Raw genomic sequence first — 22,286 nt, 5'->3', positions numbered from 1 at the left:
CGCATGTTGAATGCCTATCGAATAATGAAAAAAAAGGACGCATTATGTTTTGTTACCTCCGCCTGAGGGTAGCGACAGTTTTGTTTAGCGCACTCATTTCCCCGCTGGTTTTAGCCACGCCGACAGGTCAGTTTGCCGAACAGCAGGTCCGGCACATCGCCACTTATTTTCCTGGCCGCATGAGCGGCAGTCCGGCTGAATTGATGGCCACGGACTATCTGCAGCAACAATTTACCGCGCTGGGTTATAAAACCGATACCCGCCAGTTCAACACGGGCTACAAATGGCAGGAAGATGACGGCACGCAGCGCTGGCATAAACTGACGGCAACCTCCGTCATTGCTGCGCGCGCAGGCAGCGTGCCACAGGAGATTCTGATCGTGGCGCACCTGGATACCTGGACGCCGCAAAACAGCAACCAGGTCCATCACAATCTGGGCGGCTTACGCCTGCAGGGTGTTGATGACAATGCGTCAGGTCTTGGCGTGATGCTGGAACTGGCGCAGCAACTGAGTCGCAAACCGCTTCACTATGGCATTCGCTTTGTGGCGCTGAGCGCCGGAGAAGCGGATCTGCACGGCCTGGATGATTATGTTGAGCGAATGAGCACCCGTGAGAAGAAGAACACGCTGCTGGTCATCAATCTGAATAGCCTGATCACTGGCGATCATCTCTATTTCAACAGCGGCATGAACACGCCCCGGGCGGTGCGCAAACAGACCAGCGATCGCGCCCTGCTACTGGCGCGTCAGCAAGGCATTCCCGCTGCCAGTCATCAGCTGAATCGCAAGGACTTCAATGGCCTCAATGCCTTTGACAAGGCAGGCTTTCCGCTGCTGAATGTTACTGCCAGTAACTGGTCGCTGGGTAACAAAGATGGCGCACTACAGCGTCATCGTAGCCCGCACTTTCCTGATGGCGTGACCCGTCATCAGACTGACCTGGATAATCTGAACTATCTCGACCGCTGGCTGCCGGGCCAGATAGCCCTGCGCACCCGTGACAGTGTCCGCGTGCTGCTGCCGCTGATCAGCGAACTGACCAATCCCAAAGTGTGAGGATCTGACATGTATGTGGTCTTTCTGAATTACATTCGTCCGATAGAAGAGGTTGAGGCGCTGCTGGCAGGCCATATTGAATGGCTTGACCGCTATTTTGAGGCAGGCAGTTTTATTGCCGCAGGACGTAAAGATCCACGCACAGGTGGCATGCTGCTGGTCAGGGAGATGGCGCGTGAAGCGCTGGATGCGATCTTAGCGGAAGATCCGTTTGTGGCGGTGGCAGAGTATGAGGTGACGAAAGTGAATGTGACCCGTGCAGCGGAGGCGTTTGCCGGATTAAAAGGCGTTTAACTTTCCGCCTGACCGTCAAGAAGCACTTCTCTCCCTGATTTCAGGGAGAGAAGCTCGGTATTACCCTTCGTGCAGACCACACTCGCGCTTGAGACCGAAGAAGCGTGTCTCTTCTTCTGCCATACCCGGCTCCCACTTGCGGGTGGTGTGGGTATCGCCCACTGAAAGATAGCCTTCATCCCATAGCGGATGGTACTTAAGCTTGTGCTGCTCCAGGTACTGATGAATCTGGCGGTTATCCCAGTCGATAATCGGCAGCAGCTTAAAGACGCCACGCTGTACACCCAGCACCGGCAGATTCGCCCGGCTGCCTGACTGGTCGCGGCGGAGGCCAGCAAACCAGGTCTGCGCGCCCAGGGTTTCGATGGCGCGGTTCATCGGCTCGACTTTGTTAATCTCGTTATATTTCTCAATCCCCTCGACGCCCTGCTCCCACAGTTTGCCGTAACGCGCTTCCTGCCAGGCCGGTGAGGTCTCGGCGCGAAACACTTTGAGGTTGAGGTTGAGCTGGTCCGCCAGCTCATCAATAAAACGATAGGTCTCCGGGAACAGATAGCCGGTGTCAGTCAGGATCACCGGAATATCGGGCTGCTGGCGCGTCACCAGGTGCAGCGACACCGCGGCCTGAATACCGAAACTGGAGGAGAGCACATAAGCGCCCGGCAGATTCTCCAGCGCCCAGCTGACCCGCTCTTCCGCTGATGACTTCTCCAGCTGCGCATTGGTCGCGGCCAGCGCCATGGCACGCTGGACTTTGGACATCTCATTCAGTGCTGCGAGGTCGGGCTGACTCATTTTGCTTCCTCCCAAAAATCGCGTGCCGGGTCCAGCACCGGCGCAACAATGCCCGCGCGGATGGTGAAGTCACCAAAGCCTTCTGCGGCCTGGCGCTCGGTGGCCCAGCGTCCCACCAGCTCATCAATCGTGGCGAGAATTTCGCTTTCGTTAATGTTTTCACGGTACATACGGGGAATACGCGTTCCGCTGCGGTTTCCGCCCAGATGCAGGTTGTAGCGGCCTGGCGCTTTACCCACCAGACCCAGCTCAGCCAGCATGGCACGGCCGCAACCGTTCGGACAACCGGTAACGCGTAACACTATGTGCTCATCGCCGACGCCATGCGCGTGCATGATGCCTTCTACTTTGGTCACAAACGCTGGCAGGAAACGTTCGGCTTCTGCCATCGCCAGCGGACAGGTCGGGAACGCGACGCAGGCCATCGAGTTTTCGCGCTGAGGCGTAACCTGATCCATCAGACCATGCTCACGGGCGATCGCTTCGATCTGCGCTTTCTCACTTTCCGGCACGCCTGCCACAATCAGATTCTGGTTGGCGGTCAGACGGAAATCACCCTGATGAATTTTCGCAATTTCAGCGATGCCGCTTTTCAGCGGTCGGCCCGGATAATCGAGCAGACGACCATTTTCAATAAACAGCGTCAGGTGCCATTTGTTGTCGATGCCTTTGATCCAGCCAATACGATCGCCACGGGTGGTGAACTCATACGGACGAATCGGCTCAAACGTCACACCAGCACGTTTTTCAACTTCCGCTTTAAACGTCTCGACGCCAACGCGTTCCAGGGTGTATTTGGTTTTGGCGTTTTTACGATCGGTACGGTTGCCCCAGTCGCGCTGAGTCGTCACAACCGCCTCGGCCACATCAAGGATCTTCTCTACCGGGAAGTATCCAAACTCGCTGGCGGTGCGCGCGTAAGTCGCTTTGTTACCGTGTTCGATCGACAGGCCGCCGCCCACCAGCAGGTTGAAGCCCACCAGCTTGCCATTCTCAGCGACCGCAACAAAGTTCAGATCGTTGGCGTGCAGATCCACATCGTTGTGCGGCGGAATCACGACTGTGGTTTTGAATTTACGCGGCAGATAGGTTTCACCGAGAATCGGCTCTTCATCAGTGGTTGCGACTTTTTCTTTATCCCACCAGATCTCTGCATAGGCACGGGTGCGCGGCAGCAGATGCTCAGAGAGCTTCTTCGCCCACTCATAGGCTTCCTGATGCAACTCAGACTCTACCGGGTTCGAGGTACAGAGCACGTTACGGTTTACGTCGTTGGCGGTCGCCAGCGCATCCAGTCCCACTTCATGCAGCATCTGATGCGTTGGCTTGACGTTCTTCTTCAGAATGCCGTGAAACTGGAAGGTCTGACGGTTGGTCAGACGGATACTGCCGTAAATGGTTTTATCGGTAGCAAATTTGTCGATAGCCAGCCACTGGGTCGGCGTAATGATGCCGCCTGGCAGTCGGCAGCGCAGCATCATTGCGTGACGCGGCTCCAGCTTCTGCTCGGCACGTTCGGCGCGAATGTCGCGGTCATCCTGCTGGTACATGCCGTGAAAGCGGATCAGCAGGAAGTTGTCGCCGGTGAAACCGCCGGTCAGACCCTCTTCCAGATCTTCTTTGATGGTGCCGCGCAGATAGTTGCTCTGCTTCTTCAGACGCTCAGCGTCTGTTAATTTGCCTTCGACAACCAGCGGTCCAGGGTGTTTATCGCTCATTAGTAAACGTCTCGCTGATAACGGCGCTCAATGCGCAGCTCACTTAAAAATTCGTCGGCCGTTTCACGATCCATTCCGCCGTGTTCGACCACCACATCCAGCAGTGCCTGCTCGACGTCTTTTGCCATACGGTTCGCATCGCCACAGACATAAAGATGCGCGCCCTCTTCAATCCAGCGCCAGACTTCGGCCCCTTTCGCACGGATCTTATCCTGTACGTAAATCTTCTCTGCCTGATCGCGTGACCAGGCGAGGTCGATATTCGTCAGCAGGCCATCCTTCACATATTTCTGCCACTCCACCTGGTAGAGGAAATCGTCGGTGAAGTGCGGATTACCAAAGAATAGCCAGTTTTTACCGCTGGCACCGTCGTTGTCGCGCTGCTGCATAAAGGCGCGGAACGGCGCGATGCCGGTGCCCGGACCAATCATGATCACAGGCGCGTCCGGATTAGCCGGCAGGCGGAAATTGTCGTTGTGTTCGATGAAGACCCGGACCTCGCCCTCTTCTTCGATGCGATCGGCCAGCCAGGTCGAAGCCCCGCCGCCGCGCTGGCGACCTTCAATATCAAAGCGCACCGCACCTACGGTGATGTGTACTTCGGACTCGGTTTCGGCCTGCGAGGAGGCAATAGAGTAGAGTCGCGGCGTCAGCGGTCGCAGCAGGCCGGTCAGCTGTTCTGCGGTGAGTTCAGCCGGGGCCAGACGCACCATATCCACAATCGGATAGTGCTGCGCATACTGCTGCAGCCTGGCTTTATCATCCACCAGTGACAGCAGCTCGGCGTTGCGGGACAGCTGGGCATACTGCGCCACGATCTGCGCAGTATTCACCGTCAGCTCGAAATGTTTCTGCAGCGCCTCCGCCAGCGGCAGGGTTTTGCCCTGAACCTCTACTGACTCATCGCCTTTCAGCCAGACCAGCTCCAGCAGCTCGCTGACCAGCGCCGCGTCATTTTCATACCAGACGCCCAGCGCATCGCCAGGCTGGTAGCGGAGACCCGAGTCGCCCAGATCGATTTCGATATGGCGCACATCTTTGTCTGAGTCACGTCCGGTGATTTTCTGATTTACCGCCAGACTGGCGCTGAGCGGAGACTCTTTGCTGTAGGGACTGGTGGTGACTTCGTTGACGCTGCCTGCCGCTGTCGCCGCAGCCTGCGCCGGGGATTCGGTCGGCACGCGCTTTTTCAGAATTTCCGTCAGCGCACTGCGCCAGGCGGAAGCCTGCTCAGCATACTCAACATCCGCATCGACGCGATCCAGCAGACGCTCGCCACCCAGCTCTGCCAGACGGTTGTCAAAATCTTTGCCCGCCTGACTGAAAAATTCGTACGAGGTGTCGCCCAGGCCAAACACCGCAAAGGCTGCACCGGCCATTTTCGGTGCCTTTTTCGACATCAGGAATTTATGCAGTGCCACCGCCTCTTCCGGCGGCTCACCTTCGCCCTGGGTGGAGGTCACCACGACCAGCATTTTTTCCTGGCCAATCTGTTTGAACTTGTAATCACCGGCGTTCACCAGGTTTACGTTGAGCTTCGCGGCCAGCAGGTCATCACGCAACTGCTCAGCCAGACGACGGGCATTGCCAGTCTGGGAGGCAGAAAGCAGCGTAATGGCGGGCACGTCTACCGGAGCGGGTGTACTGCCTGCGACGGCGCTACCTGGCGTCTGTTCTACCCGACCCCAGAAATAGCCGGACAGCCACGCCAGTTGAGTCGGGGAATAATCTGTCGTCGCCGCCTGTAAGCGGGCGAGTTGTTCCGGTGAGAGCGGAAGCATAGAACCAGGTGCCTGAGTCGTCATCGCGTTAAAAATTCCAGTATCAGAAGTCCGGACCGTAAATGGCGGAAGAGTGCGTAGGTTACCGGTCTGTATATTAACGATTAAATACACCTTCGACATATCAAATAACCAAAATGACTAAAGGGTTTTCCAGGTAGGCATAATCGTTAAAAGTGGTAAGCAAAGCGGTGATATATCAGTTGATTAGCTGGTTACCGGGAATTAACGCCGCGGGAAACGTATCGGTTTGTGCGGTGCGGGTGCGAAAAAAGCGGTAATCAGGTAGAATTCAGCGGTTTTTTAATGTCTGAGAACCACTATGTCTACCACCTTGTTTAAAGAGTTCCAGTTCGAAGCCGCGCACCATCTACCGAATGTGCCGGCCGGACACAAATGTGGCCGTCTGCACGGTCATTCGTTCCTGGTTCGTCTGGAGATTACCGGCGAAGTGGATGCGCATACCGGCTGGGTTATGGATTTTGCTGAACTGAAGGCGGCGTTTAAGCCCCTCTATAATCGGCTGGATCACTACTATCTGAATGATATTCCTGGCCTGGAAAATCCCACCAGCGAAGTGCTGGCAAAATGGATCTGGGATCAGATGAAGCCAGAACTGCCGCTGTTAAGCGCGGTGATGATCAAAGAAACCTGCACTGCAGGCTGCGTTTACCGCGGCTAAGCCTGTCGGATCGAACCCTTCGATCCGACGCTATTTCCTCTCCGTCCCGCCCTTCACGCTCGTTTCCCCGCGATTAACCACGCAATACGCTTAATCAGGCAATATTCAGGTACTTATGGGTCTGCATCGACAGACGCCAGTTACGTGCAATGCAGGTCTCGATGCAGAGTCGGGTGGCATCATCTTTGCGGCTGATCGGCTGTAACGCGATGATCCGGGCTTTAGTGTCGTCTATTCCTGCCAGCAGCAGATCCAGCGCGTCCACATCACGCTCGCGCGCCACCGGATGCTTGATTTCATCGGCCCGGCTCAGCGCCTGAGGCAGCACATCATAACCGCCGCGCATGTTGACTTTCGGGGAGACGGTCACCCAGGTCTGTTCGGAACAGTGAATCTCGTGCGTTCCGCTGGTCTCAATCTGGCACTGGAAACCGTGCTGTTCCAGCGCAGTCGTTAACGGACGCAGATCGTAAATCGCCGGTTCGCCGCCGGTAATCACCACGTGCCGGGCCGTCCAGCCCTGCTGTGCAATGGCATTCACCAGGGTCGCCGCGTCGGCATCACCCCACGCATCGCTTTCCACTGTCTTGATCAAAATATCGCCCAGCGACGTTTCCCGATCTGTCCGCTTTTCCCAGGTGTGTTTGGTATCGCACCAGCTACAGCCCACCGGGCATCCCTGTAAGCGAATGAAAATGGCAGGCACGCCGGTGTAATAACCTTCGCCCTGCAGTGTCTGGAACATTTCGTTAATCGGGTAGAACATTTTTTACTCGCCTGGAGAAATCGGGGCGCTGATTATGCCAGCGTGTGCCGCACAACAACAGCTGCGCGACACGAAAAAGCAAAAGCCCCGCACAAGGCGGGGCTTTCAGAATATGCGATGCCGCTTAACGCGACATCAGCACAGGGTCATTACTGACCTTTAACTTCTTTCAGACCGTTGAATGGCGCTTTAGAACCCAGCGCTTCTTCGATACGGATCAGCTGGTTGTACTTAGCAACACGGTCAGAACGGCTCATTGAACCGGTTTTGATCTGGCCCGCTGCAGTACCTACCGCCAGGTCAGCGATGGTCGCATCTTCGGTTTCGCCTGAACGGTGAGAGATCACGGCAGTGTAGCCTGCGTCTTTCGCCATTTTGATCGCAGCCAGGGTTTCGGTCAGAGAACCGATCTGGTTGAATTTGATCAGAATGGAGTTAGCGATACCTTTATCGATACCTTCTTTCAGGATTTTGGTGTTGGTGACGAACAGATCATCGCCCACCAGCTGGATTTTGTCGCCCAGCACTTTAGTCTGGTAAGCGAAGCCGTCCCAGTCAGATTCGTCCAGGCCATCTTCGATAGAAACGATCGGATACTGTTTAGTCAGATCTTCCAGGAAGTGGGTGAACTCTTCAGAGGTAAACGCTTTACCGCCTTCACCGGCCAGAACATATTTGCCATCTTTGTAGAACTCAGATGCTGCACAGTCCATTGCCAGGGTGATGTCTTTACCCAGCTCGTAGCCTGCTGCTTTTACCGCTTCAGCGATAACGGCCAGGGCTTCTGCGTTAGAACCCAGGTTAGGCGCGTAGCCACCTTCGTCACCCACTGCAGTGCTCATGCCTTTGCTTTTCAGCACTTTTGCCAGGTTGTGGAAAACTTCAGAACCCATACGGATGGCTTCTTTCAGGTTTGCTGCACCAACCGGCTGAATCATGAATTCCTGGATGTCGACGTTGTTGTCGGCATGCTCGCCGCCGTTGATGATGTTCATCATTGGCAGTGGCATAGAGTATTTGCCTGGGGTGCCGTTCAGTTCAGCGATGTGCTCATACAGCGGCTGACCTTTAGAGGCTGCAGCAGCTTTAGCCGCTGCCAGTGAAACGGCCAGAATGGCGTTAGCACCGAAGTTAGATTTGTTCTCAGTACCGTCCAGGTCGATCATGATCTTATCGATGTTCGCCTGATCTTTCGCGTCTTTGCCTTTTACCGCTTCAGCAATCGGACCGTTTACTGCAGCAACGGCTTTGGTTACGCCTTTGCCCAGGAAACGTGATTTGTCACCGTCACGCAGTTCCAGCGCTTCGCGTGAACCGGTAGAGGCACCTGATGGCGCAGCGGCCAGGCCAACGAAACCGCCTTCCAGATGCACTTCAGCTTCAACAGTCGGGTTACCACGTGAGTCGATAATTTCGCGACCGATGACTTTTACGATTTTGGACATTACGATTTTCCTCAGTACAAGTTAGTCAATCCTAAGACAGGCAACGCGCGAAAAGTTCGCGCGCTGCCTGTGAAACTTACTTCGCTAAACGCTTCTGATGCTCATGCGCGGCTTTAACAAAGCCGGCAAACAACGGATGGCCGTCGCGTGGGGTCGAGGTAAACTCAGGGTGGAACTGGCAAGCCACAAACCACGGATGGTTCGGGAGTTCGATAATCTCAACCAGTTGATCATCACCCGAGCGACCTGCTACGCGCAGACCGGCTGCTTCAATCTGCTTTAACAGCATATTGTTCACTTCATAGCGGTGGCGATGGCGCTCAACGATGGTGTCAGAGCCGTAGAGCTGGCGAACCTGACTGCCCGGCGTTAACTGACACTGCTGGCTGCCCAGACGCATAGTGCCGCCCAGATCGCTCTGCTCGCTGCGGACTTCGACGTTGCCATCTTCGTCACGCCATTCGGTGATTAATGCCACCACCGGATATTTACAGTCTGGCACAAATTCAGTGGAGTTGGCGCCAGGCATGCCAGCGACATTGCGGGCAAACTCCATCAGCGCGACCTGCATACCCAGGCAGATGCCGAGGTAAGGCACGTTGTTTTCACGTGCGTATTGCGCGGTCATCAGCTTGCCTTCCACGCCACGGTAACCGAAGCCACCTGGAATCAGAATCGCATCCAAATCTTTCAGTAATTCGACACCACGTGACTCAACATCCTGCGAATCGATCAGTTTGATGTTCACAGTGACGCGATTTTTCAGGCCGCCATGTTTCAGCGCTTCGATGACTGACTTGTAGGCATCCGGCAGCTCAACATACTTGCCCACCATACCGATGGTGACTTCACCACCCGGATTGGCTTCTTCGTAAATCACCTGCTCCCACTCAGCCAGGTTGGCTTCCGGTGCATTCAGGTTGAAGCGCTTACAGATATAGTCATCCAGGCCCTGCGACTTCAGCATGCCAGGAATCTTGTAGATGGAATCAACGTCTTTCAGCGAAATAACCGCTTTTTCAGGGACGTTACAGAACAGGGCGATTTTGGCACGTTCATTGGCCGGTACGGCACGGTCAGAACGGCAAATCAGCACATCTGGCTGGATACCAATCGACAGCAGCTCTTTTACAGAGTGCTGAGTCGGTTTCGTTTTCACTTCACCCGCCGCCGCCATATAAGGCACCAGCGTCAGGTGCATATACATCGTGTGTTCGCGGCCCACATCCACGGCCATCTGGCGAATCGCTTCCAGGAACGGCAGTGATTCGATATCTCCTACCGTGCCGCCGATTTCAACCAGCACCACATCATGACCTTCACCGCCTTCAATGATGCGTTCTTTGATGGCGTTGGTGATGTGCGGGATAACCTGAATAGTTGCGCCCAGATAGTCGCCACGGCGTTCTTTGCGCAGGACTTCTGAGTAGATACGGCCAGTGGTGAAGTTGTTACGACGCGACATTTTAGTGCGGATGAAGCGCTCGTAGTGACCCAAATCCAGATCGGTTTCAGCGCCGTCATCAGTGACGAAAACTTCACCGTGCTGTGTCGGGCTCATGGTGCCTGGATCCACGTTGATATACGGGTCCAGCTTCATGATGGTCACGTTCAGACCACGCGCTTCGAGAATGGCTGCGAGGGAGGCTGCGGCAATGCCTTTACCCAGAGAGGAAACGACCCCGCCGGTCACAAAAATATAATTCGTTGTCATGCTGAACCTGAGAGTTTAGGTTTAAAGACGGTGGAATAACCAGGACGGGAAAACAGTATACTGGAAACCGCTATCAGCCACAATTGATGAATCACAGCCATCCTCCAACGCATTGCTGCGTCTTAACATAGCGGATAGCTGCCGATGAAATGTTGATGTGCGTCACAAAGTTGCCGCCGCGCTGAATCGAGTAAGCGTAAACGACGACTTTATGCACAGCGGTGGAATAATCAGCGCTTCTCGCCCTGTTTCACCTGCTGCCAGGCGGCCTCCATTTGCTCCAGTGTGGCGCCCGGCATGCTGAGACCTTGTGCATTGATAATTGCTTCCACTTCACGGAACCGGCGCTCAAACTTGTCATTCGCCTTTTGCAGTGCGGTTTCCGCTTTGCTGCCAAGATGACGCGAGAGATTAACCGTGGCAAACAGCAGGTCGCCAATCTCCTCTTCCAGCTTCTCGCCATCCACCACGCTCTGCTGCGCCTCGTGCATCACTTCATCAATCTCTTCGTGCACTTTCGCCACCACCGGTCCCAGCGTAGTCCAGTCGAAGCCGACGTTGTGACAGCGCTTCTGAATCTTGTGGGCGCGCATCAATGCGGGCAGCGCTTTGGGGATATCATCCAGCGCGGAATGCTGGGCTTTGTCCGCACGCTCGGCAGTTTTAATCGCTTCCCAGTTTTTCAGCACGTCGCTGCTGGTTTCTGCTGTGGCATCGCCAAAAATATGCGGATGACGTCGCTCCAGCTTGTCGCTAATCGCGTGACAGATATCCTCGAAATTGAAGCGTTCCTGTTCGCTGGCCATCTGCGCATAGAACACCACCTGAAACAGCAGATCGCCCAGTTCGCCGCGCAGGTCGTCAAAATCTTCGCGCTGAATAGCGTCCAGCACTTCGTAAGTCTCTTCCAGGGTATAGGGCGCAATAGTGGCAAAGGTCTGTTCACGATCCCATGGGCAACCATGCTGTGGATCGCGCAGCGTTTTCATTATGCCAAGCAGGCGCTCAATAGCATTCATTCAGGCGGTTCCTTGATGAGTCAGGTGATGGGCAACGATCAGAGAAGCAAGGCGTGCAACCCGGCCGTATGTGGTGAACAGCATCCGGCCGGGTTTCAGGGTGCAGAAAACGCCCGCGCAACCTCCTGTTGCCGGTTGCTTCAGAGCCTGACTGAATATCAGTGCAGGCGGCGGGCGTCAATGATATCAGAGACCTGGTTCAGTCGCGCCAGGACACGTCCCAGAACCTGGTGGTTGTAGATCTCAATATCCATATCGATAGTCGCCAGCTGCTTTTTGGTGTCGCTGCGGCTTGAGACGCCCAGTACATTCACTTTCTCGTTGGCGAGAATGGTGGTGATGTCGCGCAGTAAGCCGCTGCGATCGTTGGCGGTGACGCGCACCACCAGCGAGTAACCGCTGGAGTAGCTTTCGCCCCATACCGCATCGACGATACGTTCCGGCGCGTGCGACGTGAGTTCAGCCAGCTGGTCACAGTCCGCGCGGTGAATCGAGATGCCGCGCCCCTGGGTGATGAAGCCGACAATGTCATCCCCCGGAATCGGCTGGCAGCAGCGGGCGATGTGGTGCATCAGATTGCCTACGCCCTCCACGACCACGCGACCACTCTCTTTGCGCGCAGGCTGAGAGTAGGCTTTCTGAGTCAGCTGGCGCAGCGCCTCGCGATCTTCCTCTTCAGCACTCGGCTTGTTCAGCTTCGCCTGCAGGAAGTTAACCATCTGATTCAGACGAATATCGCCGCCGCCAATCGCCGCCAGCAACTCTTCAAGCGAGGTCACGTTATAGCGCGGCAGCAGCAGTTTTTCCGCTTCGCGCAGGCTGATATCGAGCTGATTCAGTTCGTTATCCAGAATCTGTCGTCCGGCGATAATGTTCTTGTCGCGATCCTGCTTGCGGAACCAGTTGTGGATCTTCGAGCGTCCACGGCTGGTGGTAATGTAGCCCAGGTTCGGGTTGAGCCAGTCACGGCTCGGGTTCGGCTGTTTCTGGGTAATCACTTCAACCTGGTCGCCCATCTGCAGCTGGTAGGTGAACGGCACGATGCGGCCACCAATTTTTGCGCCGATGCAGCGGTGACCGATGTCACTGTGAATGTGGTAGGCGAAGTCGAGCGGTGTCGAACCTGCGGGTAGATCCACGACGTCGCCTTTTGGCGTAAAGACGTAGACCCGGTCATCAAACACCTGGCTACGGACTTCTTCCAGCAACTCGCCGGAGTCAGCCATCTCTTCCTGCCAGCTGATCAGCTTACGCAGCCAGGCAATGCGCTCTTCGTGACCCGCTGCGCCACGCGCGCTGCTGGAGGTGGGGCCCTCTTTGTACTTCCAGTGTGCCGCAACGCCCAGTTCGGCATCTTCGTGCATCTGTCGGGTACGGATCTGGATCTCCACCGTTTTGCCCTGCGGCCCAAGCACGACGGTATGAATCGACTGGTAGCCGTTGGGCTTGGGGTTGGCCACGTAGTCATCGAACTCGCTGGGCAGATGGCGATAAAGCGTATGTACCGTACCCAGTGCGCCGTAGCAATCCTGCAGGCGGTCGGCGACGATACGCACCGCACGCACATCAAACAGCTCATCAAAGGCCAGCGACTTTTTCTGCATCTTGCGCCAGATGCTGTAGATATGTTTCGGACGACCATAAACTTCGGCGCGCACGCCCTCTTTCGCCATCTCTTTGCGCAGGTTGCTGACAAAATTGTCGATGTACTGCTCACGATCAATTCGCCGCTCATGCAGTAGTTTGGCAATGCGCTTGTATTCGTCGGGATGGAGATAGCGGAAGCAATAATCTTCCAGCTCCCATTTGAGCTGACCGATACCCAGACGGTTGGCCAGAGGTGCATAGATGTTGGTGCTCTCTTTGGCCGCCAGCACCCGCTCATCTTCCGGCGCATCTTTCATTTCGCGCAGGTTCATGATGCGTTCGGCCAGCTTCAGCACTACGCAGCGGAAATCTTCCACCATTGCCAGCAGCATGCGGCGGACATTATCCACCTGTTCAGAGGCCATGGAGTCGTTGTGAATCGCTTTCAGCTGGCGAATGGCGTCCATGTCACGCACGCCGTGCACCAGCGAGACAATGCCTTTACCGACGGCGGTTTCCAGCTCTTCTTCACTGACCACTTCATCGTTAGCCAGAGGGAAAATCAGCGCTGCACACAGGCTTTCAATATCCATGCTGAGCATTGAGAGGATTTCCACCATCTCGATACCGCGCCACAGAAGCAGCGACTGATCGGGATGGCCCTGCGTCTGCGCTTCGCAGTAGCGCCAGGTCTCGGCAACGCGTTGACATGATTGCGGGTTGGCAATACCGAGACTGGCGATCCACTGGTCGAGGGCGAAATCTCCCTCGGTATTTAAATGCGCACTTCTGACCGCAACCATAACCTCTCCTGCACAACGACATTCATCGCTTATGTTTTTCTGAACAGCACCATGGATTCGAGATGACGGGTATGAGGAAACATATCCAGCATCGCGACCCTTTCCAATTGGTAGCCTGCTGACAGCAATATCTGGCTGTCGCGGGCGAGTGTTGTGGGATTACACGAAACATAGACCACACGTTCTGGTGCAAGTTTAACCACATGCGCCATTACGCCCGCAGCCCCGGCGCGTGCCGGATCGAGTAATACCTTGTTAAACCCCTGTGTCGCCCACGGCTGGCGCGACACCTCTTCTTCCAGATTATGCTGAAAGAAACTTACATTTTTAAGATTATTCAAATCAGCATTATACGCTGCCTGCCGCACTAATGCTGCAATCCCCTCCACACCAACCACATTTTGTACGAAGATTCCTACAGGAAGTGTGAAGTTTCCCATGCCACAAAACAGATCCAGCACGCGGTCTTCCGGCTGCAGATCCAGCCAGGCGATCGCCTTCGCGACCATCTGCTGATTCACCCCATCATTAACCTGGATAAAATCCTGTGGATTGAAGGTTAGCTTAAGTTGATGAGAGTGATAAAAGGGCATCGATTCACTTAACGCCGTCAGATTTTCATCGCCCGCATCCAGGAACAGCATCAGCTGATGTTTATGCGAAAACTGTTCCAGTTTTTCACGGTCATCTGTATGCAGCGCATCAAGATGGCGCAGAATCATCAGCGGGCCATTGTCCGCCAGCACCAGTTCCACATGCCCGAGACGCCTGACAGCTCGCAGGTCGCTGAGACACTGGTGCAGCGGAACCAGCAATGCCTCAAGTTCGGGCACTAAAACGGGGCAGTGCTGTATATCGACCAGATCGTTGCTGGCTTCCTGCCGGAATCCCATCTGCAATCGCTGCGCTTTATTTTGCCATTGCAGACCCAGACGCGCACGACGGCGGTAACCCCAGGGCTGACCGGCGATCACCTCATCCACCGCGACACTCTGTGAGGCGGCCTGGCTCAGCATCCGGCTCAGTGCCTGCGCTTTGCTCTGCTGTTGCAGTGCCACATCGGCATGCTGCTGCTGGCAACCGCCGCAGCGATCATAGTGCGGGCAGCGCGGTGTCACCCGAGCCGGACTGCGGCTAATCAGCCGAGTCACTTTCGCCCGGGCAAATTGACGTTTATCCTCTGTAAGCACAATCTCAGCCTGTTCACCCGGCAGGGCACCCGCGACAAACAGGGTTTTGCCCTTGTGGCGTGCCACACCTTGTCCAAACGGGTCAAGCTCCTCAATGGTGACGGTGAGGCGTTGTTGCGTCGTCACGCGCTGTTTTGCAACGTAGAATTGCGCCATAGTGTTATTCATTCTCTTTATCGAAAAACGACCTGCATAGCTTTATCGACAGCATGCACAGGGACGTTAATGCCGGAGTAGCCAGGCGACTATTATGACCAAATACAGCCTTCGGGCGCGAATGATGATTTTAATTCTGGCACCCACGCTGATGGTTGGCCTGCTGCTCAGCTCATTTTTTGTGGTGCACCGCTACAATGAGCTACAGCGACAGGTAATCGATGCCGGGGCCAACATCATCGAACCCCTGGCGATTTCCAGCGAATACAGCATGACCTGGCACAATCGTGATGCCATGCGTGAACTGGTCAGCCTGCTGCATCGTCGCCACTCCGCCATTGTTCGGGCGATCTCGGTGTTTGATAACCACAATCAGCTCTACGTCACCTCCAATCACAAGCAAAACCTCAGCCTGTTGCAACAGGATGACATCCGCGGCCTGCCCGACGATGTTTCAATGGAACGTCACGGCAGCATACTGATTCTGCGCACGCCGATTACCACCGAACGTTACGATGTGGATGAATTACCGGATGAAGATGCCAAGCCATCGGGCAATCCGCTGGGCTATGTGGCAATAGAGCTGGATCTACAGTCAGTGCGTTTACAGCAGTATAAAGAGGTGTTTGTCGCCACGCTGATGCTGCTCTTCTGCCTCTGCCTCGCCATGCTGTTTGCTTACCGTCTGATGCGCGATGTCACCGGCCCCATCCGCAATATGGTCACCACCGTTGACCGCATCCGTCGCGGCCAGCTTGATAGCCGCGTTGAGGGTTACATGCTGGGTGAACTCAGCATTCTGAAAAACGGGATTAACGCGATGGCCATGTCGCTGACTGCCTATCACGAAGAGATGCAGCACAACATCGACCAGGCGACTTACGATCTGCGGGAAACACTGGAACAGCTGGAGATTCAGAACGTTGAGCTGGATCTGGCGAAGAAACGCGCCCAGGAAGCGGCGCGCATCAAATCTGAGTTTCTGGCCAATATGTCCCATGAGCTGCGAACGCCGCTGAATGGCGTGCTGGGCTTTACCCGCCAGATGCTGAAAACCCAGCTGCGCACGACGCAGCGCGACTATATGCAGACCATTGAACGTTCGGCTAATAACCTGCTCAGCATCATCAATGACGTGCTCGATTTTTCGAAGCTGGAAGCGGGCAAGCTGATGCTGGAGGCCATCCCCTTCCCGCTACGCGCCACGCTGGATGAAACTCTGGTGCTGCTGGCGCCGTCGGCACATGATAAAGGGCTGGAGCTGACGGTGGTGTGTGACAGCAGCGTGCCGGATAATGTGATTGGCGATGCGCTGCGCCTGCAACAGATCCTGATCAACCTGATCGGAAACGCCATCAAGTTTACCGAGAAGGGATACATCGGCCTGCGCGTCGGACAGCGGGTGATTACGCAGTCGCGCGTCGAGCTGGAGATTCAGGTTGAGGACAGCGGCATCGGCATCTCTGAGCAGCAACAGACCCAGATGTTCCAGGCGTTTCGTCAGGCTGACGCCAGTATTTCGCGCCGTCATGGCGGTACCGGGCTGGGGCTGGTCATCACCCAGAAACTGGTCCGGGAGATGGGCGGCGAAATCACCTTTAGCAGCCAGCCGGATCAAGGCTCTGTCTTTGTCATTCGCGTACAGCTGGATCTTAATCCTAATGCACCCGGCATGCCGCGCGTGCTGGATGCGCTGTCACATGCGCGCATTGCCTACGTGGAACCGGATGCTTATGTTGCCAGCGCAGCGCTGGAGATGCTGAGCGCGACACCGTTGCAGATTGACTACAGCGAAACGCTGGAGGGATTAAAAGCACCTCACTATCCGCTGCTGCTGATGGCGATGCCCGTCGATATCAGCCAGCCCGAACTGCTCAACGAGCGCAGGATTAATGGGCTGCTGGATCGGGCTGACAATGTGCTGATGGCGCTTCCCAGCCCGATGATGTTGCTGGCTGATGAGCTGAAGGCGCGGGGCATTGACGGCTGCATTGCGAAACCAATCTCTCTGACGCGACTCCTGCCGATGTTACTGGATCTCCATACCCGTCAGATGAGTGAACTGCCGCCATCTCCCCGCCTGCCGCTGACGGTGATGGCGGTGGATGATAATCCCGCCAATCTTAAACTGATTGGCGCGCTGCTCGAGGAGCAGGTGCAGAATATCCTGCTGTGCAGCAGCGCTGAACACGCTATTCGCGAGGCTCGTCAGCAGCCGCTGGATGTGATTCTGATGGATATTCAGATGCCTGAGATTGATGGCATTCGCGCCAGCGAAATTATCCGTAGCCTGCCTCAACACGCCAGTACGCCGATTGTAGCAGTGACCGCCCATGCCATTGATGGCGAGCGCGAGCAGTTGATCAAGGCAGGCATGAATGACTACCTTGCGAAGCCAATTGATGAGAGCAAGTTAAGACAGCTGCTGGCGCGCTATACGCCGCCGCCGGTGGTCCCTGTGCCTGAACTGCTGCCAATATTACCCACGCTCGACTGGCAACTGGCGCTGCGACAGGCGGCGAATAAACCCGATCTGGCACGTGATCTGCTGCGGATGCTGCTGGAATTTTTACCGGAAGTGCATGCGAAGATGGCGCAGTTTATGGCGACCAATGAGGTCAACGCCCTGCGTGAGATTATTCACAAGCTGCACGGCAGCGCCAGCTACAGCGGCGTACCGCGCATGAAACAACTCTGCCATCAGCTGGAACGAGGACTGCTGGAGGCCAGCGACATCGCGGCACTGGAACCGGAGCTGCTGGAGTTGCAGGATGAGATGGAAAACGTCGCCAGAGAAGCCCGTCAGCTGTTAGGAATTGGATAAGGCTGGCGGCAGCTGCCGCCGAACCTGCCACTGTCTCAAACGCTAACCGGCTTGCAGGGCTAACTTACAGCGCGCTGGCCAGAAAAGAGCGTGGTGCTTAAACAGACATTCTGAATATCAACGCCCTTTTCAGTCTGCTCAATGTCCGCTCAATCCGGCTGGGCTTAATAATCAGGTGCGCCTGCCGGTTACCTGAATCCGGCCAGTTTCAGCGTGGCAGCCACGTTACGTGCCGTCATCTCAACATTTTTTCCGGCACTGGCCAGTGCTTCATCCAGCGAACAGATGGTGTAAAGCACGCTGAATACCGCATCGATTCCATGTTGATGCACCACGCCAACATCCGCCGTCAGGCTGCCGGCAATACCAATCACTGGCTTGTTAAAACGTTTTGCCACGCTGGCGACACCAATTGGCACCTTGCCATTAATACTCTGGCTGTCGATACGCCCTTCACCGGTAATCACCAGATCAGCATCTTTCACCTGGTCAGCCAGCCCCAGCGCCTCTGTGACAATTTCAATGCCGCGTCGCAGTTCCGCCCGACAAAAGGCGTGCAGTGCCGCCCCCATCCCGCCCGCTGCACCACCGCCAGGAATGTGCAGGACATCAATATCCAGATCGCGATGAATAATGGCGGCGTAATGCACCAATGCCTGATCGAGCTGCTGCACCAGCGCCGGTGTCGCGCCTTTCTGCGGACCGAAGATGGCCGATGCGCCCTCTTTTCCGGTGAGCGGATTAGAAACGTCACACGCCACTTCGATGCGGCACTGATGAATGCGGGCATCCAGTGCATCAATATCAATGCTGGCAAGCGCAGAGAGTGCGCCGCCTCCGTGACCAATCTCGCCGCCCTGGGCGTCCAGCAGTCGGGCGCCGAGCGCCTGCATCATCCCGGCACCGCCATCATTGGTGGCGCTGCCGCCGATACCAATGATGATATGGCCGACGCCCTTATCCAGCGCATGCCTGATCAACTCGCCGGTGCCGAATGAGGTCGTTATCAGCGGGTCACGCTGTGCTGCCGGAACCTGTTCCAGTCCGCTGGCCGCGGCCATTTCGATATAGGCCGTGGACTCATCGCCGGACAGGCCATAAAAGGCATCAACCTGCGTGCCCAACGGTCCGGTCACCTTCAGCCTGACGATTTTTCCCTTCGTCGCCGCCACCATCGCTTCTACCGTGCCTTCGCCACCGTCGGCGACCGGTATTTTCACGTAATGTGCATCGGGGAAGATGTCACGGAAACCCGCTTCAATCGCCGATGCCACATCCAGGGCGGATAAACTCTCTTTATATGAATCCGGTGCGATTACGATTTTCATAGGCAATCCGAGCGCAGTTGAGTGATTGAAACGGCTCTGAACCAGTCCGGTGTTGGGGAGACCGGCATCGGGTTTTAGCGGGCGATTTCAACCTTCGCTAACTTCTCATAATAGCAGGCCAGTGCACTGTGGTCGGCGTTACCCTGCCCGTCATTGCGCAGCGCCTGCATCATCTCCATCACTGCTGCCGTCAGCGGCAGATGCGCGCCGATGCTGTGCGAGGTATCCAGCGCGTTCGCCAGATCTTTGATATGCAGGTCAATCCGGAAGCCGGGCTTGAAGTTACGATCCATCACCATCGGCGCTTTGGCATCCAGTACCGTGCTGCCCGCCAGGCCGCCACGAATCGCCTGATAAACCAGATCCGGATTCACACCCGCTTTGGTCGCCAGCGATAACGCTTCAGACATCGCCGCAATGTTCAGTGCCACAATCACCTGGTTAGCCAGCTTAGTTACGTTGCCCGCACCGATGTCGCCGGTATGCACCACCGAGCCCGCCATCGCTTTCATGATGTCGTAGCAGGAATCGAACACGGCTTTGTCACCGCCGACCATCACCGAAAGCGTTCCTTCAATCGCTTTGGGTTCGCCGCCACTGACCGGCGCATCGAGCATTTTGATCTGCTTTTCTGCCAGCGCATCGTGTACCTCACGGCTCGCCAGCGGCGCAATGGAACTCATGTCGATGACCACCAGACCTGGCTTCGCTCCTTCGATAATGCCGTTTTTCCCCAGGCAGACGTCAATAACCTGTGGTGAGTTGGGCACCATGGTAATCACCACATCGCACTGCTCAGCCACCTCTTTTGGCGTTTTCGCCACGGTTGCGCCCAGTTTAGCCAGTTCCGCTTCGTTTTCGGTGTTGTTGTCGCGCACTACCAGCGAATACCCGGCTTTCACCAGATTTTTACTCATGGGTTTGCCCATGATGCCCAGGCCGATAAATCCAATTTTCATGACGTTTCCCCTTAATCGATTAGCGCTTAAATTTGTCGCATAACGCCTGCGAGGCGTTGCGGAACATCCCGACATCGCTGCCGACAGCCACAAAGGTGGCGCCCCACTCCAGATAGCGACGCGCGTCCGCTTCTACCGGTGCCAGAATGCCGCTCGGCTTACCGGCGGCTTTGGCTCGTTCAAAAATGTGCTTAATCACTTTCAGTACTTCAGGATGTGCGGGCTGACCGAGATAGCCCAGCGCAGCGGAGAGATCGCCCGGCCCGACAAAAATGCCGTCGACACCGTCCACCGCTGCGATGGCATCAATGTTGTCAACCGCCTGCTGAGTTTCGATCTGCACCAGCACCGTGATGTTGTCATTGATGGTGCTGTTGTAATCCGGCAGCGTGCCGTACATGTTGCTGCGATGCGACACCGAAACACCACGAATCCCGGCTGGCGGATAACGGGTTGAGGCAACAGCCCGCAGGGCTTCCTCTTCGGTTTCGACAAACGGCACCAGAAGATTGTTAAACCCGATATCCAGCAGACGCTTAATGATCACCGGCTCGTTGCAGGGCGGACGCACCACGGGCGCACTGTGGCTGCCTTTCAGCGCCATCAGCTGCGGTACAAAGGTGGTGATGTCGTTGGGCGCGTGCTCTCCATCCAGGACCAGCCAGTCGAAACCGGCCAGCCCCAGAATTTCAGTCGAGATCGGACTGGCCAGCGCGCACCAGCTGCCAATCAGGGTATCGCCCGCTAACAGGCGACGACGAAATCCATTGGGCCAGGCTGCATTACTCATGGTTGAACTCCTGTGACGATGGCTCCGCTTGGGGAGCCGAAAAGGTTAACGAACCAGGCACGGGCGCTTATTGTCGAACGTCCATCCCGGCACTAAAAACTGCATCGCTTCAGCATCGTCACGTGCGCCCAGTCCCTGCTTCTGATAGAGCGCATTGGCCTGCATCACCTGATCCATATCCAGCTCTACGCCGAGACCCGGTTTCTGCGGCACCTGCACCATACCGCCTTTAATCTGGAACGGCTCTTTGGTCAGACGCTGATTGCCCTCCTGCCAGATCCAGTGGGTATCAATGGCGGTAATCGCACCCGGCGCGGCAGCGGCAACGTGAGTAAACATCGCCAGCGAAATGTCGAAGTGGTTATTGGAGTGCGAGCCCCAGGTCAGACCGAAGTCGTGACACATCTGCGCCACGCGCACCGAACCCTGCATGGTCCAGAAATGTGGGTCAGCCAGCGGAATGTCGACTGACTGCAGCGACAGGGTATGGCCCATCTGCCGCCAGTCGGTGGCGATCATATTGGTGGCCGTTGGCATGCCGGTGGCGCGGCGGAACTCAGCCATCACTTCGCGACCGGAGTAGCCCTGTTCGGCTCCACAAGGATCTTCTGCGTAGGCCAGCACATCTTTAAGCTGTTTGCCGAGCATGATCGCCTCGTTGAGCGACCAGGCTCCATTGGGATCGAGGGTGATACGGGCTTCAGGAAAACGTTTTGCCAGCGCGGTAACGGCTTCAGCCTCTTCGCCGCCGCGCAGCACGCCACCTTTGAGTTTGAAATCGTTAAAGCCATATTTCTCATAAGCCGCTTCCGCCAGACGCACGACCGCATCCGGCGTGAGCGCCTCTTCATGGCGCAGGCGATACCAGTCGCACGGATCGTTCTGCTGGTTCTGATAAGAGAGCGAGGTTTTATTGCGGTCGCCGATGTAGAACAGGTAGCCGAGCATCTCCACGCGGTCGCGCTGCTGACCGTCACCCAGCAGCGAGGCGACGTTGACGCCCAGGTGCTGACCCAGCAAATCAAGCAGCGCCGCTTCGATACCGGTCACCACATGGATCGTGGTGCGCAGATCAAAGGTCTGGTTACCGCGCCCGTTCGCATCGCGGTCAGCAAAGGTGCTGCGCACCAGGCTGAGGGTATTTTTGTACTCACCCAGCGTTTTGCCGATCACCAGCGAGGCCGCATCTTCCAGCGTCTGGCGAATCTTCTCGCCGCCCGGAATTTCGCCAACACCAGTGTGTCCGGCGTTATCTTTGATAATCACAATGTTGCGGGTAAAGAATGGTGAGTGAGCGCCGCTGAGGTTTAGCAGCATTCTGTCATAGCCTGCGACCGGAATAACCTGCATGGCGGTCACTTTCGGTGTTGAACTCAT

17 protein-coding genes are annotated in these 22,286 nt (G+C 56.0%); 4 read left to right on the top strand and 13 right to left on the bottom strand.

Going from position 1 to position 22,286, the window contains the following annotated elements; translation table 11 throughout:
• Positions 1–44 precede the first annotated feature (44 nt).
• Together NP77_RS15420 and NP77_RS15415 are read left to right on the top strand one after the other, a co-directional pair.
• Positions 45–1,058 (top strand): aminopeptidase, encoded by a 1,014-nt coding sequence (locus NP77_RS15420; protein ID WP_039660772.1) that lies wholly within the window; start codon positions 45–47, stop codon positions 1,056–1,058.
• Positions 1,059–1,067: 9 nt separating this feature from the next.
• Positions 1,068–1,352 carry a YciI family protein gene (locus tag NP77_RS15415; protein ID WP_004571208.1) on the top strand — a complete coding sequence of 95 codons (285 nt, stop codon included), beginning with the start codon at positions 1,068–1,070 and terminating at the stop codon, positions 1,350–1,352.
• Positions 1,353–1,412: 60 nt separating this feature from the next.
• Here NP77_RS15415 and NP77_RS15410 read toward each other — a convergent pair whose 3' ends face one another.
• From NP77_RS15410 to cysJ, 3 genes are read right to left on the bottom strand one after another with little or no spacing between them, the layout of a single operon-like run.
• Positions 1,413–2,147, bottom strand: coding sequence for a phosphoadenylyl-sulfate reductase (locus NP77_RS15410; protein WP_004571209.1), 735 nt, complete (start codon positions 2,145–2,147; stop codon positions 1,413–1,415).
• Complete coding sequence (cysI, locus tag NP77_RS15405) at positions 2,144–3,865, bottom strand: assimilatory sulfite reductase (NADPH) hemoprotein subunit (protein WP_004571210.1); 1,722 nt, start codon at positions 3,863–3,865, stop codon at positions 2,144–2,146. The genes NP77_RS15410 and cysI overlap by 4 nt, the downstream gene beginning before the upstream one ends.
• Positions 3,865–5,670, bottom strand: a complete 1,806-nt coding sequence (gene cysJ / locus NP77_RS15400) for an NADPH-dependent assimilatory sulfite reductase flavoprotein subunit (protein ID WP_033743630.1) — start codon at positions 5,668–5,670, stop codon at positions 3,865–3,867. The genes cysI and cysJ overlap by 1 nt, the downstream gene beginning before the upstream one ends.
• A gap of 298 nt (positions 5,671–5,968) precedes the next feature.
• Here cysJ and queD point away from each other — a divergent pair, with 298 nt between their 5' ends.
• A complete protein-coding gene (gene queD, locus NP77_RS15395) occupies positions 5,969–6,328 on the top strand; it encodes a 6-carboxytetrahydropterin synthase QueD (RefSeq protein ID WP_004571212.1) in 360 nt (119 codons plus the stop codon).
• A gap of 94 nt (positions 6,329–6,422) precedes the next feature.
• Here the strand turns inward: queD and queE are convergent, their stop codons facing one another.
• From queE to rlmD, 6 genes are all read right to left on the bottom strand, one after another.
• Positions 6,423–7,094, bottom strand: coding sequence for a 7-carboxy-7-deazaguanine synthase QueE (queE, locus tag NP77_RS15390; RefSeq protein WP_008927111.1), 672 nt, complete (start codon positions 7,092–7,094; stop codon positions 6,423–6,425).
• A 149-nt stretch (positions 7,095–7,243) separates the two neighbouring features.
• Positions 7,244–8,539 (bottom strand): phosphopyruvate hydratase, encoded by a 1,296-nt coding sequence (gene eno, locus NP77_RS15385; RefSeq protein ID WP_008927112.1) that lies wholly within the window; start codon positions 8,537–8,539, stop codon positions 7,244–7,246.
• A 76-nt stretch (positions 8,540–8,615) separates the two neighbouring features.
• On the bottom strand, positions 8,616–10,253 hold the full coding sequence (gene pyrG, locus NP77_RS15380; RefSeq protein ID WP_003854607.1) for a glutamine hydrolyzing CTP synthase: 1,638 nt from the start codon (positions 10,251–10,253) through the stop codon (positions 8,616–8,618).
• Positions 10,254–10,483: 230 nt separating this feature from the next.
• Entirely contained in the window at positions 10,484–11,272 is a 789-nt protein-coding gene (mazG, locus tag NP77_RS15375) for a nucleoside triphosphate pyrophosphohydrolase (protein WP_039660769.1), read from the bottom strand.
• Positions 11,273–11,430: 158 nt separating this feature from the next.
• Positions 11,431–13,662, bottom strand: a complete 2,232-nt coding sequence (gene relA / locus NP77_RS15370; RefSeq protein WP_003854613.1) for a GTP diphosphokinase — start codon at positions 13,660–13,662, stop codon at positions 11,431–11,433.
• 29 nt (positions 13,663–13,691) lie between these two features.
• The gene (gene rlmD, locus NP77_RS15365; RefSeq protein ID WP_003854615.1) at positions 13,692–15,008 is read right to left on the bottom strand and encodes a 23S rRNA (uracil(1939)-C(5))-methyltransferase RlmD; all 1,317 of its coding nucleotides are present in this window, start codon (positions 15,006–15,008) and stop codon (positions 13,692–13,694) included.
• 94 nt (positions 15,009–15,102) lie between these two features.
• Between rlmD and barA the strand changes: the two genes are divergently transcribed.
• Complete coding sequence (gene barA / locus NP77_RS15360; protein WP_008927114.1) at positions 15,103–17,832, top strand: two-component sensor histidine kinase BarA; 2,730 nt, start codon at positions 15,103–15,105, stop codon at positions 17,830–17,832.
• A gap of 188 nt (positions 17,833–18,020) precedes the next feature.
• Here the strand turns inward: barA and NP77_RS15355 are convergent, their stop codons facing one another.
• The 4 genes from NP77_RS15355 to gudD form a co-directional block, all read right to left on the bottom strand.
• Positions 18,021–19,160 (bottom strand): glycerate kinase, encoded by a 1,140-nt coding sequence (locus NP77_RS15355; protein WP_003854619.1) that lies wholly within the window; start codon positions 19,158–19,160, stop codon positions 18,021–18,023.
• Positions 19,161–19,234: 74 nt separating this feature from the next.
• Positions 19,235–20,119, bottom strand: a complete 885-nt coding sequence (gene garR / locus NP77_RS15350) for a 2-hydroxy-3-oxopropionate reductase (protein ID WP_003854621.1) — start codon at positions 20,117–20,119, stop codon at positions 19,235–19,237.
• Between the two features lie 19 nt (positions 20,120–20,138).
• Positions 20,139–20,909 (bottom strand): 2-dehydro-3-deoxyglucarate aldolase, encoded by a 771-nt coding sequence (garL, locus tag NP77_RS15345; protein ID WP_003854622.1) that lies wholly within the window; start codon positions 20,907–20,909, stop codon positions 20,139–20,141.
• Between the two features lie 45 nt (positions 20,910–20,954).
• Positions 20,955–22,286 (bottom strand): glucarate dehydratase, encoded by a 1,332-nt coding sequence (gene gudD / locus NP77_RS15340; RefSeq protein WP_039660767.1) that lies wholly within the window; start codon positions 22,284–22,286, stop codon positions 20,955–20,957.

Origin of the sequence: Pantoea sp. MBLJ3 (assembly GCF_000816655.1) — a bacterium.
Classification (GTDB): domain Bacteria; phylum Pseudomonadota; class Gammaproteobacteria; order Enterobacterales; family Enterobacteriaceae; genus Pantoea; species Pantoea eucalypti.
The sequence above is the reverse complement of the archived record's forward strand: the minus strand, read 5'-3'. Positions and strand labels throughout refer to the sequence as shown.

Excerpts from the sequence above, each read along its gene's own strand:
- pyrG (WP_003854607.1), bottom strand. The coding sequence starts at position 10,253 with ATGACAACGAATTATATTTTTGTGACCGGCGGGGTCGTTTCCTCTCTG.
- barA (WP_008927114.1), top strand. The coding sequence starts at position 15,103 with ATGACCAAATACAGCCTTCGGGCGCGAATGATGATTTTAATTCTGGCA.
- queD (WP_004571212.1), top strand. The coding sequence starts at position 5,969 with ATGTCTACCACCTTGTTTAAAGAGTTCCAGTTCGAAGCCGCGCACCAT.
- NP77_RS15420 (WP_039660772.1), top strand. The coding sequence starts at position 45 with ATGTTTTGTTACCTCCGCCTGAGGGTAGCGACAGTTTTGTTTAGCGCA.
- cysI (WP_004571210.1), bottom strand. The coding sequence starts at position 3,865 with ATGAGCGATAAACACCCTGGACCGCTGGTTGTCGAAGGCAAATTAACA.
- cysJ (WP_033743630.1), bottom strand. The coding sequence starts at position 5,670 with ATGACGACTCAGGCACCTGGTTCTATGCTTCCGCTCTCACCGGAACAA.
- garR (WP_003854621.1), bottom strand. The coding sequence starts at position 20,119 with ATGAAAATTGGATTTATCGGCCTGGGCATCATGGGCAAACCCATGAGT.
- eno (WP_008927112.1), bottom strand. The coding sequence starts at position 8,539 with ATGTCCAAAATCGTAAAAGTCATCGGTCGCGAAATTATCGACTCACGT.
- NP77_RS15410 (WP_004571209.1), bottom strand. The coding sequence starts at position 2,147 with ATGAGTCAGCCCGACCTCGCAGCACTGAATGAGATGTCCAAAGTCCAG.
- relA (WP_003854613.1), bottom strand. The coding sequence starts at position 13,662 with ATGGTTGCGGTCAGAAGTGCGCATTTAAATACCGAGGGAGATTTCGCC.
- NP77_RS15355 (WP_003854619.1), bottom strand. The coding sequence starts at position 19,160 with ATGAAAATCGTAATCGCACCGGATTCATATAAAGAGAGTTTATCCGCC.
- rlmD (WP_003854615.1), bottom strand. The coding sequence starts at position 15,008 with ATGGCGCAATTCTACGTTGCAAAACAGCGCGTGACGACGCAACAACGC.
- queE (WP_008927111.1), bottom strand. The coding sequence starts at position 7,094 with ATGTTCTACCCGATTAACGAAATGTTCCAGACACTGCAGGGCGAAGGT.
- NP77_RS15415 (WP_004571208.1), top strand. The coding sequence starts at position 1,068 with ATGTATGTGGTCTTTCTGAATTACATTCGTCCGATAGAAGAGGTTGAG.
- mazG (WP_039660769.1), bottom strand. The coding sequence starts at position 11,272 with ATGAATGCTATTGAGCGCCTGCTTGGCATAATGAAAACGCTGCGCGAT.
- gudD (WP_039660767.1), bottom strand. The coding sequence starts at position 22,286 with ATGAGTTCAACACCGAAAGTGACCGCCATGCAGGTTATTCCGGTCGCA.
- garL (WP_003854622.1), bottom strand. The coding sequence starts at position 20,909 with ATGAGTAATGCAGCCTGGCCCAATGGATTTCGTCGTCGCCTGTTAGCG.